The organism is Micromonospora halotolerans (assembly GCF_032108445.1).
Classification (GTDB): Bacteria; Actinomycetota; Actinomycetes; order Mycobacteriales; family Micromonosporaceae; genus Micromonospora; species Micromonospora halotolerans.
In genome coordinates this window covers 2052613-2068377 of the sequence record NZ_CP134876.1, presented here as the reverse complement: position 1 = coordinate 2068377, position 15765 = coordinate 2052613, and the positions used below count along the sequence as shown (strand labels likewise).

Here is a 15765-nt window from a genome sequence, read left to right as displayed (position 1 = left end):
GGGGCTCGTGGTGGAAGAGACTGTGGAATTCGCCCAGGCCAGCGGGCTTCTGGGCAGTGTCTGGCTGCTGGTGGCCATCCCGCTGGTGAGCGCGGCGATCCTGCTGCTGCTCGGCAAGCGGGCGGACCGCTGGGGTCACTGGCTGGGCGTGGCGGCCATCGGCGCCGCCTTCGTGCTCGGCCTGACCTACTTCTTCCAGCTCCGTGGCCTGGAGAACAAGCAGGTCGAGCAGAGCCTCTGGCAGTTCATCACGGTCGGCGACCTCAAGGTGGACTTCGGTCTGCTCTTCGACCCGCTGGCCGCCGTCTTCGTACTGCTGATCACCGGGGTGGGTTTCCTGATCCACCTCTACGCGGTCGAGTACATGGCGCACGACGAGGGCCGACGGCGGTTCTTCGGGTACTTCAACCTGTTCGTCGCCGCCATGCTGCTGCTGGTGCTCGGCAACAACTACGTGATGCTCTACTTCGGCTGGGAGGGCGTCGGTCTGGCGTCGTACCTGCTGATCTCCTTCTGGTACGGGCGGCCGAGCGCGGCCACCGCCGGCAAGAAGGCGTTCCTCATGAACCGGGTCGGCGACGCCGGCCTGGCCATCGGCATCTTCGTCATGTTCGCCATGCTGGGCACCACCCAGTACGACGAGGTCTTCAACGGCGTCGGCGCGCTGGGCAGCACCACCGTCCTGGTGCTCGGCCTGCTGCTCCTGCTCGGCGCGACGGGCAAGTCCGGCCAGTTCCCGCTCCAGGCGTGGCTGCCGGACGCCATGGAGGGCCCGACCCCGGTCTCCGCGCTCATCCACGCGGCGACCATGGTCACCGCGGGCGTGTACCTGATCGCCCGCTCCAACCCGATCTTCTCGGCCGACCACACCCTCCAGCTCGTGGTGGTCAGCGTAGGCGCGATCACCCTGCTGATGGGCTGCGTCATCGGCGCGGCCAAGGACGACATCAAGCGGGTGCTGGCCTGGTCCACGGTGAGCCAGATCGGCTACATGTTCCTGGGCGTCGGCCTGGGCGGCGCGGCGTACGCGCTGGCCATCGTGCACCTGCTGGCGCACGGGTTCTTCAAGGCCAACATGTTCCTCGGGGCCGGCTCGGTCATGCACGGCATGAACGACCAGGTGGACATCCGGCGCTTCGGCAACCTGTCGAAGTACATGAAGGTCACCTGGCTGACCTTCATGATGGGCTGGCTGGCAATCATCGGCATCCCGCCGCTCTCCGGCTACTTCTCGAAGGAGCCGATCATCGCGGCCGCGTTCGAGCGGGAGGGCTGGACGGCCTGGCTCTTCGGGCTGGCCGCGCTGCTCGGCGCCGGGCTCACCGCGTTCTACATGACCCGGCTCTTCGTGCTCACCTTCCACGGCCCAAAGCGGTGGACCGAGGACATCGAGCACCCGCACGAGTCGCCGAAGCTGATGACCATCCCGCTGGTCCTGCTGGCCATCGGCTCGGTCGGGGCGGGCTTCCTGCTCGCGACGTCGGTGCCGGACTGGCTGGAGGCGACCGCCGGCCTGGGCGGCCAGGAGGAGGGCCACGAGGCCGTCCTCGCGCACTGGCTGATCACCACGCTCTCCCTGCTGGTGACCGTGCTCGGCGCCGGGCTGGCCTGGTTCCTGTTCCGCAACGGCACGGCCACCGAGCCGCAGCCGGCCGGCGTGCTGGTCACCGCCGCCCGCCGGAACCTCTACACGGACGCCGTCAACGAGGCGGTCTTCGAGAAGCCGGGCATCTTCCTCACCCGGGCGCTGGTCTTCCTCGACAACCGGGGCGTCGACGGGCTGGTCAACGGCCTCGCCGCCGCGGTGGGCGGGGGCTCGGGCCGGCTCCGGCGGCTGCAGACCGGTTTCGTGCGGTCGTACGCGACCTCGATCCTGACCGGCGCGCTGCTCGTGGTGGCGGCCTTCCTGGCGGTGCAGGCGGGGTGGCTGGCGTGATCGACCTCAACGCGGCCGCCCCCGCCGGCGGGCCACGCAGTCACGACGGAGGTAAGGCCGAATAATGTCCAACTTCCCGTTCCTCTCGGTGCTGACCGTGGCACCGCTGGTCGGTGCCCTGCTGGTGGCCCTGCTGCCACGGCGCAACCCGGACCTGGCCAAGCTGGTGGCGTTCGGCTGGTCGCTGCTGGTGCTGGTGCTCTCGGTGGCCATGTGGATCGCCTTCCAGGCCGACGGTGACCGGTTCCAGTTCCGCGAGTCGTACGCGTGGATTCCGAACTGGGGCGTCAACTTCACCTTCGAGGTGGACGGCATCGCGCTGGTCATGCTGATGCTCATCGCGATCCTGGTGCCGCTGGTGATCCTGGCGTCGTGGCACGACGCCGAGTCGTCCAAGCGCTCGGTGCCGGTCTACTTCGCGCTGCTGCTCGTCCTCGAGTGCACGATGATCGGCGTCTTCGCCGCCGCCGACGTCTTCCTGTTCTACGTGTTCTTCGAGGTCATGCTGGTGCCGATGTACTTCCTCATCGGCAGCTACGGCGGCCACCAGCGGCAGTACGCGGCGGTCAAGTTCTTCCTCTACTCCCTGGTCGGCGGCCTGTTCATGCTGGCCGCGGTGATCGGCCTCTGGGTGGTCGGCGGGAAGACCTTCGACTGGCAGGCGCTCAGCCAGGCCGAGTTCGCCACCGACACGGCCCGCTGGCTGTTCCTCGGCTTCTTCCTCGCGTTCGCCATCAAGGCGCCGTTCTTCCCGTTCCACACCTGGCTGCCGGACGCCGGTGGCGCGGCCCCGGCCGGCGCGGCGGCACTGCTCGTCGGCGTGCTGGACAAGGTCGGCACCTTCGGGATCCTGCGGTACTGCCTGCCGCTCTTCCCCGAGGCGTCGAGGTGGTTCGCCCCCTGGGCGCTGGCGCTCGGCGTGATCGGCATCATCTACGCCGCGCTGCTGGCGGTCGGGCAGAACGACCTCAAGCGGCTGGTGTCGTACACCTCGATCGCGCACTTCGGGTTCATCGGGGTCGGCATCTTCGCCTTCACCACCCAGGCCGGCACCGGCGCGGTGCTCTACATGCTCAACCACGGCCTGGCCACCGGCCTGCTCTTCCTCGTGGTGGGCATGCTGATCGCCCGCCGGGGCTCGGCGCTGATCAGCGACTTCGGTGGCGCCGGCAAGCTCGTGCCGCTGCTCGCCGGGGTGCTCTTCTTCGCGGGTCTCGCCTCGCTGGCGCTGCCCGGCACCGCGCCGTTCGTCTCCGAGTTCCTGGTGCTGATCGGCACGTTCACCACGAACAAGCCGGTCGCGGTGATCGCCACGCTCGGCATCATCCTGGCCGCGGCCTACGTGCTGTGGATGGTGCAGCGCACCACCCAGGGCACCCTCAACCCGGCCCTGACCGAGGTCGACGGCATGCGCCGGGACCTCAGCCTGCGCGAGAAGATCGTGGTCGCCCCGCTGATCGCGCTGATCGTGCTGCTCGGCTTCTACCCCAAGCCGGTCACCGATGTCATCAACCCCGCCGTCCAGGCGACCATGCAGGACGTCGGCAAGACCGATCCCGCCCCTGAGATCGGCAGTGTCCAGGAGGCCGCGAAGTGAGTGAACTGAAGCTGCCGTCGATCGACTACGCGGCGCTCGCTCCCATCCTGATCATGCTGGGCGCCGCCCTGGTCGGCGTCCTGGTCGAGGCGTTCGTGCCGCGCCGCCTGCGCAACGCGGTGCAGCTCACGCTCGCCCTGCTGGCGGTGCTCGCCGCGCTGACCATGGTGATCCTGAACTCCGACGACCGGCTGATCACCGCCGGTCAGGCCATCGCCGTGGACGGGCCGACGCTCTTTCTCCAGGGCGCCATCCTGATCCTGGCCGCCATGGCGCTGCTGCTCGTCGGCGAGCGCGCGGTGGAGCGGGGCGGGGCCTTCGTGGCCCATGCCGCGGTCACCGCCGAGTCCGACGACGACCGGCGGCAGGCCGAGGGGGCGGGCGGCACCACCGAGGTGTACCCGCTGGTCACCTTCGCGATCGGCGGCATGCTGATCTTCGTGGCGGCGAACGACCTGCTGACCATGTTCATCGCGCTCGAGGTCTTCTCGCTGCCGCTGTACCTGCTCTGCGCGCTGGCCCGTCGCCGGCGGCTGCTGAGCCAGGAGGCCTCGCTGAAGTACTTCATGCTCGGCGCGTACGCCTCGGCGTTCTTCCTCTTCGGCGTGGCCCTCATCTACGGCTTCACCTCCGGGATCCCGAACCGCGGCGCCGGCGTCGACTTCGCCACCGTGCACGCCGCGGTGGCCGAGTCCTCGTCCAGCCCGGTGCTGCTCTTCGCCGGCATGGCGCTGCTCGCCATCGGCCTGCTCTTCAAGGCCGCCGCCGCCCCGTTCCACGTCTGGACCCCGGACGTCTACCAGGGCGCCCCGACGCCGGTGACCGGCTTCATGGCCGCCTGCACCAAGGTCGCCGCGTTCGGCGCCCTGCTGCGGGTCTTCCACGTGGCCTTCGCCGGCGCCTCCTGGGACTTCACCCCGGTGCTCGGCGCGGTGGCCGTGCTGACCATGCTGGTCGGCGCGGTGCTGGCGGTCACCCAGACGGACATCAAGCGGCTGCTGGCGTACTCGTCGATCGCGAACGCCGGCTACCTGCTGGTGGGTGTGCTGGCGCCCAGCAAGGACGGTCTCTCCGGCACGATGTTCTACCTGGTCGCGTACGGCTTCTCGGTGCTCGCCGCGTTCGCCGTGGTGACCCTGGTCCGGGACGCCGACGGGGAGGCCACCCACCTGTCCCGCTGGGCCGGGCTGGGCCGCCGGTCGCCGTTCTTCGCGGCCATCTTCACGTTCATCCTGCTGGCCTTCGCCGGTATCCCGCTCACCAGCGGGTTCACCAGCAAGTTCGCCGTCTTCGCCCCGGCGCTGGACGCGAACCAGGCCTGGCTGGTCATCGCCGGCGTGCTGACCAGCATGGTGCTGGCCTTCCCGTACCTGCGGGTCGTGGTGATGATGTGGCTCTCCGAGCCGGGCGACGCCACCCCGACGGTCACCGTGCCGGGGGCGCTCACCTCGGCCGCCCTGGTGATCGGCGTGCTCGCCACGCTGGTCCTGGGTGTCGCCCCGGCGCCCCTGCTCGACCTGGCCAACGGCGCCGCCGAATTCGTGCGATGACCCTGGTTCCCCCCGGGGGCCGGTACGCCGTGGCGTACCGGCCCCCGGTCCGTATCCCCCTCGCTGGGCAGGTCGAACCGGTGTGGCATGGTTGATGGCGTGGTGATTCCGGCTGGCGAGCGTTCAGGTGCCACCGGGCCGGGCGGTCGTCCGGGCCCGGAGAGCACGGGTCAGTTCGGCGCGCTCGGACTGCACCTCGCCGATCCACGCGTCGAGGCGTCCGTGCTGAGCCTCCTGGATCGGGTCGAGACCGACCTGCGCGCCAGCGTGGCCAGCGCCGACCCGCTCGTCACCGAGGCGGCCCGGCACCTGGTCGAGGCCGGCGGCAAGCGGTTCCGCCCGCTGCTCGTGGCGCTCGGCGCCCAGTTCGGCGACCCGGACGCCGCGAACGTCGTCCCCGCCGCCGTGGTGATGGAGCTCACCCACCTGGCGACGCTCTACCACGACGACGTCATGGACGAGGCGGCCGTGCGCCGGGGCGCCCCGAGCGCCAACTCCCGCTGGACCAACTCGGTGGCCATCCTGGTGGGCGACTACCTCTTCGCCCGGGCCGCCGACATCGCGGCCAACCTGGGCCCGGAGGCCGTCCGCCTGCAGGCGCGCACCTTCGCCCGGCTGGTGCACGGGCAGATCGCCGAGACGGTCGGCCCGCGCGGCACCGACCCGGTCGCGCACTACCTGCACGTGATCGCCGAGAAGACCGGCTCGCTGATCGCCACCTCGGCCCGCTTCGGCGGCATGTTCGGCGGGGCGTCCGCCGAGCACATCGAGGCGCTGGCCGGCTACGGCGAGGTCATCGGGGTGGCCTTCCAGCTCTCCGACGACCTGCTGGACATCGCCAGCGAGTCGATGCAGTCGGGCAAGACGCCCGGCACCGACCTGCGCGAGGGCGTGCCCACCCTGCCGGTGCTCTACGCGCTCGCCTCCGACGACGCCGACGCGGCCAGCGTCCGCCTGCGGGAGATCCTGGCCACCGGGCCGCTGGTCGACGACGCGCTGCACGCCGAGGCCCTCGGCCTGCTCCGCGAGTCCCCGGCGCTCAAGCGCGCCCGGGAGACCGTCCGCAGCTACGCCGAGGACGCGCGCGCCCACCTCGCCCCGCTCCCCGAGAGCCCGGCCCGCCGCGCCCTCGAATCCCTCTGCGACTACATCGCCGACCGCACCAGCTGACCCCGCCCGGCGGCCCCGCTGGTTGATCATGAGGTTAGCGGCGGAGTCGATCTCCCGAAGTGCCGCCAACTTCATGATCACCGGGACGGGGCCTCCGCGGGCGGGCGTGGCAGGAGGCGGGCGCCCAGCAGCATGAAGGCGGCGGCGAGCAGCATGGCGGCCGCCGCGGTGCCCCACATCGCCGGGTAGCCGGCCGCCTCGGCGATCGTGCCGAGGCCGAGCGGGCCGAGACAGCCGCCCGCGTACACCCCGGTCTGGGTGATCGAGGTGGCGGCGGCCGGGGCCTGCGGGTGGAGCCGGACCACCGCGAAGTTCATCAGCCCGGGCCAGGCCCAGCCGAGGCCGAAGCCGAGCACCACGCCGGCGACCAGCGGCACCGCGCCGGCCACCGCGAGCAGGACCAGCCCCACGGCGCCCACCACGAGCATCCCGGCGATCAGCGCGACGTGCCCGGTCTCCCGGCGGTCGGCCAGCCAGCCGGCGCCCACCCGGGCCGCCACGCAGACCACGCTGCCCAGGGTGAGGGTGAGCCCGGCCAGCGCCGGGGACAGCCCCCGACCGGCCGCCGAGTCGACCACGAAGGTGCCCAGCGCGTTCGCCGCGGCGGCCGCCAGGGTCGCCGCCACGCCGACCACCACGAGCGCCGTCGTGGCCCGGCCCGCCGGGCCGGCGGCGGCGGGCCGGACCCGGCCCCGCTCGGCGGGGGGTACGGCCGGCAGCGCGGCCAGCGCCGCGCCGGCGGCCACCACGAACGCCCAGCGCCACCCGGCCGTCAGCGCGACGGTCGGCACCGCCGCGCCGGCCAGCAGGGTGGAGACCGGGATGGCGGCCTGCTTCACCCCGAAGGAGAGACCCTGCCGGTGGGCGGGCACGTGGCGGGCCAGCGCGGCGTTGCTGGCGAGCTGGCCGAGGGCGTTGGCAGCGGCGCTGAGCGCGAGCAGTGCCACCAGCGCCGGGTACGACCGGGCCAGCCCCGCCACGGCCAGCAGCGAGCCGGCGGAGAGCAGAATGCCGGCGCGGGCCACCACGGCCGGCCCGTACCGCTCGACCAGGGCGCCGGAGGGCACCGAGGCGAGGGCGCTGACGCCGAAGTAGACCGAGACGGCCAGGCCCAGCCCGGCGGGAGTGAAACCGAGGTCGTCGCCCATCTGCACGGCGAGGCCGCCGACCAGGAAGACGGGCAGGACGCAGGCGATCGTGGTGGCGATCGCGCCCGCGTTGACCCGGAGGGTACGCCGGGACGCGGGCGGAGCGGGGTGCAGCGTTGTTTCGGTCATGATCCGGCAAACCTACGCCCGCCACGTTTCGGCAGCTGATCGTGTCTGTCGGTGCACTGTCTGTGCCCGGTGATCTGGCATCCTCGATACGAACAGGCATTTCGCACAGGGCATGTTTTTCATATGGTGTAAGTCCCCGGCGGCGGAGGTGGTTGTGCGTGACCCCTTGGCGGAACCTTCGGACCTGATCCGAAGTGTCTCCCGCGCGCTACGAGTGCTCGAGTCGGTCGGCCGTGCGCCGAAGGGGCTCACCGTCAAGCAGATCGCCCGCCGCTGCGAGCTGACCGTGGCCACCACCTACCACCTGGTGCGCACGCTGGCGTACGAGGGTTACGTGATCCGCCGGGAGGACGGCACGTACATCGTCGGGCTGGAGGTCGCCGACCGCTACCGGGAGCTGGTCACCGCGTTCCGCGGGCCGCCGCCCGTCGGAGAGGCGCTGCGGCGGGCCGCCGCGGACACCGGCTGGAGTCACTACCTGGGCCGGTTCGTGGGCGGCCAGGTGGCGATCACGGCGGTGTCCGAGGGGCCGCGCTCGCCGTACCTGGAGGACCTGGTGCCGGGCTTCGACGAGGGGGCGCACGCCACGGCGCTCGGCAAGAGCCTGCTCGCCACCCTCACGGCCGAACAGCGCTTCCGCTACCTGCGCGAATACGGCATGCGCCCGTTCACCAGCGCCACCCTCACCACGATCGAGGCCTTCGAGGCCGACCTGGCGGCCGGCGACCGGCGCGGCATGCAGTTGGAGCTGGGGCAGTTCCGGCAGGGAGTGGCCTGCGCGGCGGTGCTGGTCACCCCGGACAAGGACATCGAGCGTCGGGTCGTGCTGGCCTGCGCGCTGCCGGCCAGCGAGATGATGACCTCCGCCCGGGTGGTCCGGGCCAAGCTGCTCACGGTCGCCCGCGCGGTCGCCGACGGCATCGCCGCGGACACCTGACATCCGGCACGGCATGAGGGTCCCTTCCCGACCGGGCGGGGACCGTTGCGGCCGCACGTGCACACGTGCGGTGTGAGCTGGGGCTGAACCGTTCGGCGTCACGGCACGTATCAAGGGGCGAACGCATCGCCGGTCTCCCCGCCGCCGGAAGCGAGGTACCGCCATCAGTGACCACGACGCCCAACTGCTGCGCGCGCTGCACGACGAGCATGCCGACGCGCTCTTCGCGCACGCCCTCCGGCTGGTCAACGGCGACCGGTCGCGCGCCGAGGACCTGGTGCAGGAGACGCTGCTCCGGGCCTGGCGGCACCCCGAGTCACTGGACCCGCGGCGTGGCTCCGTCCGTGCCTGGCTCTTCACCACCGCCCGGAACCTGGCCATCGACGCCTGGCGCCGACGGTCCACCCGGGTCGGTGAGGTCTACACCGACGAGCTGCCCGAACCCGCCGAGACGGTTGACGAGACGGAGCGCGCGGTGGAGGCGTGGACCGTGGCCGAGGCGCTGAACCGGCTGAGCACGACCCATCGCGAGGTGCTGGTCGAGTGCTTCTACCAGGGACGGTCGGTGGCGGAGGCGGCCGCCCGGCTCGGGGTGCCGCCGGGCACGGTGAAGTCGCGGACCCACTACGCGCTGCGCTCACTACGGTTGGTGCTGGCCGAAATGGGGGTGACCGGATGACCCGCTGCGAGTTCGAGCACGACGACGGCGCGTACGTCCTGGGCGCCCTCGCCCCCGCCGACCGGGCCGCCTACGAGCGGCACCTCGGCGGCTGCGCGTCCTGCCGGGAGGCGGTGGCCGAGATCGCGGTGCTGCCCGGCCTGCTGGGCCGCCTCGACCCGGCGGGGCTGGAGCAGTTCCTGCCGTCCGCCACCGAGACGTCCCGGGTGCCTGCCCTGCTCGACGCCGCGCGGGACCGCCGGCGCCGCGAGCGGTCCCGGTCCCGCCGCCGGTACGCGCTGACCGCGCTCGCCGCGGCCGCGCTCGCGGTGCTGGCCGGCGTCGGGGTGTCCCTGGTCCGCCCGCCGGCCGCCCCGCTGCCCACGGCGAGGGCCACGGCCACCGCTCCGGCGCCGGTGGCCATGACGGCCATGCGGCCGGTCGCCGGGGCGGTGCCGCTGCACGCCGAGGTCGGCCTGACCGACAAGAGGTGGGGCACCGAGGTCACCATGCGCTGCGGGTACGACCAGGGCGCCGGTCACCGGGAGGCGTACACCTTCCGGCTGGTGGCGCACGGCCCGGACGGTGCGACGGAGCAGGTCGGCACCTGGCTGGCCGCGCCCGGCGACAACGTCCGCGTGGTGGGCGCCACCCACTTCACCCACGGAGAGCTGGTGCGGCTCGAACTGGTGCGCGCCGACGGCACCCCGGTCCTCGCCTTCGACGCCCGCTGAGGCGCGGTCAGCGGGCCTCGGCGGGCACCAGGGCGGCGGCCCGCGCCTGCGCGCGGGTCCGGCGGGTGTGGCGGACGGCGTCCACGGTGAACACCACGAGGGCGACCCAGACCAGGCCGAACCCGGCCAGCCGGGCCGGCGGCATCGGCTCGTGGAAGACCAGCACGCCGCAGGCGAGCTGGAGGATCGGCGCCAGGTACTGCAGCATGCCCAACCCGGTCAGCGGCAGCCGGTTGGCCGCCCCGGCGAAGAGCAGCAGCGGGATCGCGGTGGCCGCGCCGGCCAGCACCAGCAGCGCGGTGTGCCCGGCCGAGCCGTGCCCGAAGGTCGCCTCGCCCTGCCGGCCCAGCCAGCCGAGGTACGCCAGCGCGGGCAGGGCCAGCACCGCCGACTCGACGAACAGCCCTTCTGCGGCGGGCAGCCCGAGCCGCTTCTTGACCAGCCCGTACCCGGCGAAGCTGAAGGCCAGCACGAGGGCCAGCCACGGCAGCCGGCCGTAGTCGACGGTCAGCACCGCCACCGCGAGGCCACCCACGCCGAGCGCCGCCCACTGCGCCGGGCGCAGCCGCTCGCGCAGCACGAAGACGCCGATGAGCACCACGACCAGGGGGTTGATGAAATAGCCGAGGGCCGTCTCGACCACCCGGTCGGAGTTCACCCCGTAGATGTAGGTGCCCCAGTTGACCGCGATGAGCGCGGCGGCGGCCGCGATGGCGGCCAGCGCGCGGGGTCGCCGGGCCAGCGCCCGCAGGAAGCCGATGTTGCGCATCGCGGCCAGCAGCAGCGCCACGAAGACCACCGACCAGACGATCCGGTGCGCGAGGATCTCCACCGGGCCGGCCGGGCGGAGCAGCTTCAGGTAGATCGGGAAGAAACCCCAGATCAGGTATGCGCCAAAGCCGTAGAGGTAGCCGAGACGGGTCTGGTTCACGCCTCCACCGTAAGTGGTGAAATGGCGCTTTGGTCATTTCCGGTGAGCCGGGTCACGCGCTGGTCGTACGCCATCCAGCGGTCCGGCTCGACCGGCGTGAAGCCGACCTTCGCGTAGACCCCGTGCGCGTCGGCGGTGGCCAGCACGATCCGGCGTACGCCCCACTCGGCCAGGTGGTCGCGGGCCGCTCCGGCCAGCCAGGTGCCCAGCCCCCGGCCGCGCTCGGCACGGTCGACGTAGACGTCGCAGAGCCAGGCGAAGGTCGCGCGGTCGGTGACCACCCGGGCCACCGCCACCTGGCGCCCGTCCCCGGGGCGGTAGACGCCGAAGCCGATCGACCCGGCGAAGGCCCGCGCGACGGTGTCCCGGTCCCGCCCGAGCGCCCAGTACGCGTCGGTGGAGAGCCAGTGGTGCACCCGGTCCAGGTCGAGCCGATCCGGATCGGTGCTGAGCAGGTAGCCGTCGGGGTGGGTCAGAGTGAACACCCCTCCGACCCTAGTTGCGGCCCCGACCGCCCTCACCGGCCAATTCCCGCCCACTGGACTTGGGCCGGTGGGCGGGAATCGACGGGTGATCCGGGCTCAGTCGCGGTCGAGGACGGCCCCCAGGATCCAGGTCACGATGCCGACGAAGAGCGCGCCCAGCACCGCGGCCGGCCAGAAGCCGTCCACATGGAACGGCAGCCCGGCCTCACCGGCGATCCAGCTGGTGAGCAGGAACAGCAGACCGTTGACCACCAGCGCGATCAGGCCGAGGGTCAGCAGGTAGAAACCGCAGCCGACGGTCTTGATGATCGGCTGGAGCACCGCGTTGACCACCCCGAAGATCACCGCGACGAGCACCAGCGTGGTCACCGTCTCGGTGGCCGAATCCGAGTCCAGCGTGATGCCCGGAATGAGCAGCGTGGCCAACCAGAACGCCACGGCCGTCGTGCCCAGCCGGATCAGAAGACCCTTCAGAAAATCCATGGCCGGGATCGTGCCACGCCGCGTCGACTCGCGGAACCCGTGCCGGCTCAGTGGCGGGCCGGGCGACCGACCAGTTGCGACTCGATGGGCGTCGGCGAGAGCAGCGCCCAGCGCAGCGCCCGCCGGTTCACCACCGCCACCATGTCGTCCCGGATCCGGGTCAGCCACTCCGCCGAGCCGCCCAGGCCGAGCGCCGCGCCGGCCAGCGCCGCCTCGCCGGCGTCGAGCGGTTGCAGGATCGCCAGGTCGGCGCGGGCCAGCGCGGCCGTGTCGGCCGGCGTCAGCTCGTCGCGGACCACGAGGACGGACTGCCAGGGCACCGCCGGGCCGACCTCCGGCGGCACCGGGCCGGCGTCGACCACCAGCAGCAGGGGACGCAGCGGGGAACCGGGCGCGCCGCCGACCGGCCGCCCCGGCGGGACCAGCGGCACCGCGCCGCCGGGCACGCCGACCCCGCGGACGAAGGGCTCCCAGACCCGGGGCCGCGCCGTCTGCACCGCCACCCGCGCGCCGAGCGCCAGCGCCCGCAGGGTCAGCAGCTGGGCGGCGCGCACCCCACCCACCAGCAACAGCCGGGTCGTCGTGGGGCGGAACAGGCGTACCGTCACCGCGCCGCCGTGCCGGTTGGCCCCCACCATCAACCCGGACTCGCCGAGGGCGAATTCGAGGGAGGCCAGCTCGGGCCCGACCGGGGGTGCGTCCGGCCGGGCCACCGCCAGCGGCAGGGTGGCGGCCAGCCCGCCCAGGTGCTCGCCGTCCAGCCGGCACAGCTCGGCGCCGAGGTCCCCGGCGAGCCGGCGCAGCGCCCGTTCGGCCACCGACAGCTCCGCGGTGGTGCGTGCGGCCAGGCGTACGGTCAGCTCGGCCGGTGTGGGAACCGGGTCGGCGCCGGACCGCGGACCCACGCAGAGCGAGACGGTGGTGGCGGTCGCCGGCAGCGCCAGCAGCCGGGGCACCAGCCGCCGTGCCGCGTCGGTGCGCGGGTCCGGCCAGCGGCGCAGCCGCCAGGTGGTCTGCGCCAGCCCACCCACGGTCACGGCCGGCCAGCTCTCCCGGACCGGCGCCCCGGCGTCGTGGTGTGCCAGTTCGGCCACCACGCGCAGCGCCGCCGGACCACCGAGGGGGCGACCGGTGAGCGGGCCGAGCCGGCGCACGATCCGCCGGACCGTCCCGGAGAGCGCCCGGCGCAGCTCGTCGTCGGACCAACCGTCGGCCCGGAGCGCCCGGACGGCCAGCACCACCCGGGCCCGGGCCGCCAGCCGCCCGTCGGTGAGCTGCCGGTACGAGGTGCCGGCCGTGCCCGCTGCGGCGGCGGGCGCCGGCGCGGGCGACGTGGAGAACAGCAGCTGGATCCGGACCGGCGGGCTCTCCGGACCCGCCAGGGGCAGCAGGCCGAGCGGCGGCGGCAGCTCGGGCGTGCCGTCGCCGAGCAGGTCGTCCGGGTCGCCGATCTCCAGCAGCGCGGTCATCCCGGCGGCGTCCTCCAGCACCGCCGCCGGGCCGCCGGCCAGCTCGGCCGCGTGCACCACCGCTCCGGGGCGGGCCAGCTCCAGCAGCGCCGCCGGCCCGGCGGTGGCCGGGAGGGCGCGCCGCCGGGTCAGGTGGGCCGCGCCGACGGCGAGCCACTCGAACAGCCAGCGGCCCCGGAGCCGCAGCCAGGCGGCGGGCAGCAGCACCGCCGCCAGCAGCAGGGCGGCCGCGGTCACCAGCACGCCCCGGCCCACGGCTGCGACCACTGCGGCCACCGCCACCTGCGCCGTCACCACCTGCCCGGCCCGGACGGTCGACGCCCTGCGGCTGGTCCGGTGTGGAGGGTCGGCGGGCGCCGGCCGGACGGTGGTGGTCGCGGTCACCGCACCTCCTCCCCCGTTCGCCGAGTGACGCCGCCGTGGCTCATCGTAGAGCTTCGCCGTCCACAGGGGAGCCCGAGGGGGTAGCAGAACCGGAGTCGGACGGCTACCGTCAGCGACGAGTTCCGTCGAGCGCGCCCGCCGTCCCCTTCCCCCCTTCTCCGGCGGCGCGCTCCGGCGAGTCCACGGTGGTCGTTCCGGCGGCCAGCCACGACCGAGGAGACGAGGTGACGTCCGGGGTGTCCCAGACTCAGGCAGAAGCCGCGGTGATGCAGCACACCGCCGCGAAGTTCGAGCAGGTAGACCAGTCGTTGCAGACCATGCTCAGCGGCCTCATGGCCGAACTGGAGGTGTTGCAGCAGGCCTGGCGGGGTGCCGGCGGGCGCTCCTTCGAGCAGGTCAAGCAGCAGTGGGCGCAGGACCAGAAGGCCCTGCAGCGGGCGCTGCGGGAGACCGCGACGGCGATCCGCACCGCCGGCCGGCACTACGACGCGTCCGACACCGAGGCCGCGGGCCGCGTGGCCGGCACCAACCGCGGCATCCAGCTGCCCCTCTGACGGGAAGGACCGATCGATGGACCACGGTGTGCTGGTCGTCAACTTCGCCGCTCTGCAACAGGCCGGCGCCGACATCCAGCGGGCGCTGACCACCCTCGAAAGCCAGCTCGGGCAGCTCGAACGCGACGCCGCCCCGCTGGTCGGGAGCTGGTCCGGTGAGGCCCGCGAGGCGTACGAGCAGCGGCAGGCCCGCTGGCGGGCCGCCTCGCAGGACCTCCAGGCCATGCTGCGCGACATCAAGCTGGCCGTGGAGGACTCCGCGGCCGACTACCTCGACACCGAGAAGCGCAACGTCAACCTGTTCCAGTGACCACCGCGGGGCGGCACGGGCTTCGGCCCGTGCCGCCCGTCGCTTTCCGCCGGCAGGCGTGTAGCGGCGGTGCGGGTCAGGCCGGGCCGGCCGGGCGCCAGCGGCGGCGCGCCCCCCGGGGCAGCACGACGGCGAACAGCACCACCGCCAGGGCCGTGGCACCGGTCGAGGCGGCCACCAGCAGCGCCCGGTGCCGGGCCGACGTGCGGCGGGCCTCCCGGGCCAGCTCCGCCGGGTCCGGCCGGTCGACCGGCAACGCGGCCCCGGCCCGGGGGCGGGCCGCCGCGACGACCGGCGACTCGGTCACCGCGCGGTACGGGTTGAGCACCCCCGCGCCGTAGCCGTCCTCCCGTCCCGGGGCCGGGTCGGCGCTGGCCACGATCCGCCGGGCGATCTCCGCCGCGCCCAGCTCGGGGTGATACTGCCGGAGCAGCGCCGCCGTGGCGGCCACGAAAGGCGCCGCGTAGCTCGTCCCCTCCGCCCGGTGGTGGCCCTGCCGGGGCGCCGCCATCAGCACGTCGCTGCCCGGGGCGACCAGGTCGACGTACGGGCCGGTCTGGGAGAACGCGGCGCGGGTGCCGTCCGCCCCGATCGCACCCACCCCGAGCACCCCGTCGTACGCGGCCGGGTACGGCCGGGGGTCACCGCCGTCGTGCAGGTTGCCGGCGGCGGCCACCACCACCACGTCCCGCCGCACCGCGTAGGCGACGGCCGCGCGGACGGCGGGGTTGTCCGCGTACAGCACGACGGAGAGGTTGACCACGTCGGCGTCGTGGTCCACCGCCCACCGGATGGCCCGGGCGAAGTCGGCGGCCCCGACCGTACGCCCCGACTCCCGCCCGTCGACGACCTGCTGTTCGCTGACGCGTACGGGCAGGATGCGGGCGCCCGGGGCGAGCCCCCGGAAGGCCACGCCCGGCCGGGGCGCGGCCGCGATCAGGCTGGCCACGCCGGTGCCGTGCCCGGCGCAGTCGCGGGTGCCGTCGCCGCCCGGGTCGAGGAAGTCGGCGCCGTCGAGGACCCGGCCGGCAAGCTGCGGGTGGGACCGGTCCACCCCCGAGTCGACCACCGCGACCACCACCCCGGCGCCGGTGGCGAGCGGGGCGAGCCGGTCCGGAGCGTACCGTTGCTGCGGCCACGGCTGCTCCGCGACGGGACGGGCCGGCGCGGGCGGTGCGGCGCAGGCCGAGGGCGCGCGGGCCGAGGCGGGGGCGGCCGGCAACCCGGCGACGAGCAGGGCCGCCAGGACGGCCAGGGCCGGGCGCGCGGTGGGCCGGGACATCGACGGCC

Annotated in this window: 15 protein-coding genes; 9 read left to right on the top strand and 6 right to left on the bottom strand. The window is 73.7% G+C overall.

Features of this window, described 5'->3' with window-relative positions; translation table 11 throughout:
* The first annotated feature begins 10 nt into the window (after positions 1-10).
* The 4 genes from nuoL to RMN56_RS09655 all read left to right on the top strand — a co-directional run bounded on the left by nuoL (position 11) and on the right by RMN56_RS09655 (position 6253).
* Complete coding sequence (nuoL, locus tag RMN56_RS09670) at positions 11-1936, top strand: NADH-quinone oxidoreductase subunit L (RefSeq protein WP_313723495.1); 1926 nt, start codon at positions 11-13, stop codon at positions 1934-1936.
* 64 nt (positions 1937-2000) lie between these two features.
* Positions 2001-3533, top strand: coding sequence for an NADH-quinone oxidoreductase subunit M (locus RMN56_RS09665; protein ID WP_313723494.1), 1533 nt, complete (start codon positions 2001-2003; stop codon positions 3531-3533).
* Positions 3530-5083: an NADH-quinone oxidoreductase subunit NuoN gene (gene nuoN / locus RMN56_RS09660; protein WP_313723493.1), complete on the top strand. Its 1554-nt coding sequence runs from the start codon at positions 3530-3532 to the stop codon at positions 5081-5083. Before RMN56_RS09665 ends, nuoN begins: the two co-directional genes overlap by 4 nt.
* A gap of 87 nt (positions 5084-5170) precedes the next feature.
* Positions 5171-6253, top strand: a complete 1083-nt coding sequence (locus tag RMN56_RS09655) for a polyprenyl synthetase family protein (protein WP_313723492.1) — start codon at positions 5171-5173, stop codon at positions 6251-6253.
* 77 nt (positions 6254-6330) lie between these two features.
* Here the strand turns inward: RMN56_RS09655 and RMN56_RS09650 are convergent, their stop codons facing one another.
* A complete protein-coding gene (locus RMN56_RS09650) occupies positions 6331-7530 on the bottom strand; it encodes an MFS transporter (protein ID WP_313723491.1) in 1200 nt (399 codons plus the stop codon).
* A 154-nt stretch (positions 7531-7684) separates the two neighbouring features.
* Here RMN56_RS09650 and RMN56_RS09645 point away from each other — a divergent pair, with 154 nt between their 5' ends.
* The 3 genes from RMN56_RS09645 to RMN56_RS09635 all read left to right on the top strand — a co-directional run bounded on the left by RMN56_RS09645 (position 7685) and on the right by RMN56_RS09635 (position 9859).
* Entirely contained in the window at positions 7685-8467 is a 783-nt protein-coding gene (locus tag RMN56_RS09645; protein WP_313723490.1) for an IclR family transcriptional regulator, read from the top strand.
* Between the two features lie 163 nt (positions 8468-8630).
* Positions 8631-9146 carry a sigma-70 family RNA polymerase sigma factor gene (locus RMN56_RS09640; protein WP_151461344.1) on the top strand — a complete coding sequence of 172 codons (516 nt, stop codon included), beginning with the start codon at positions 8631-8633 and terminating at the stop codon, positions 9144-9146.
* Positions 9143-9859 (top strand): anti-sigma factor family protein, encoded by a 717-nt coding sequence (locus RMN56_RS09635; RefSeq protein WP_313723489.1) that lies wholly within the window; start codon positions 9143-9145, stop codon positions 9857-9859. The genes RMN56_RS09640 and RMN56_RS09635 overlap by 4 nt, the downstream gene beginning before the upstream one ends.
* Positions 9860-9866: 7 nt before the next feature.
* Here RMN56_RS09635 and rarD read toward each other — a convergent pair whose 3' ends face one another.
* The 4 genes from rarD to eccE form a co-directional block, all read right to left on the bottom strand.
* Positions 9867-10790, bottom strand: coding sequence for an EamA family transporter RarD (gene rarD, locus RMN56_RS09630; RefSeq protein WP_313723488.1), 924 nt, complete (start codon positions 10788-10790; stop codon positions 9867-9869).
* The gene (locus RMN56_RS09625; protein WP_313723486.1) at positions 10787-11275 is read right to left on the bottom strand and encodes a GNAT family N-acetyltransferase; all 489 of its coding nucleotides are present in this window, start codon (positions 11273-11275) and stop codon (positions 10787-10789) included. Before RMN56_RS09625 ends, rarD begins: the two co-directional genes overlap by 4 nt.
* A 96-nt stretch (positions 11276-11371) precedes the next feature.
* Entirely contained in the window at positions 11372-11758 is a 387-nt protein-coding gene (locus RMN56_RS09620; RefSeq protein ID WP_151461348.1) for a phage holin family protein, read from the bottom strand.
* A gap of 47 nt (positions 11759-11805) precedes the next feature.
* Entirely contained in the window at positions 11806-13611 is a 1806-nt protein-coding gene (eccE, locus tag RMN56_RS09615) for a type VII secretion protein EccE (RefSeq protein WP_313723485.1), read from the bottom strand.
* A gap of 236 nt (positions 13612-13847) precedes the next feature.
* On the opposite strand from eccE, the gene RMN56_RS09610 reads away from it, so the two are divergent.
* Together RMN56_RS09610 and RMN56_RS09605 are read left to right on the top strand one after the other, a co-directional pair.
* A complete protein-coding gene (locus RMN56_RS09610; RefSeq protein WP_313723483.1) occupies positions 13848-14165 on the top strand; it encodes a WXG100 family type VII secretion target in 318 nt (105 codons plus the stop codon).
* A gap of 16 nt (positions 14166-14181) precedes the next feature.
* Positions 14182-14475 (top strand): WXG100 family type VII secretion target, encoded by a 294-nt coding sequence (locus RMN56_RS09605; RefSeq protein ID WP_262283331.1) that lies wholly within the window; start codon positions 14182-14184, stop codon positions 14473-14475.
* A 76-nt stretch (positions 14476-14551) separates the two neighbouring features.
* On the opposite strand, the gene mycP is transcribed toward RMN56_RS09605, so the two are convergent.
* Complete coding sequence (gene mycP, locus RMN56_RS09600; protein ID WP_313723482.1) at positions 14552-15757, bottom strand: type VII secretion-associated serine protease mycosin; 1206 nt, start codon at positions 15755-15757, stop codon at positions 14552-14554.
* Between the last annotated feature and the right edge of the window lie 8 nt (positions 15758-15765).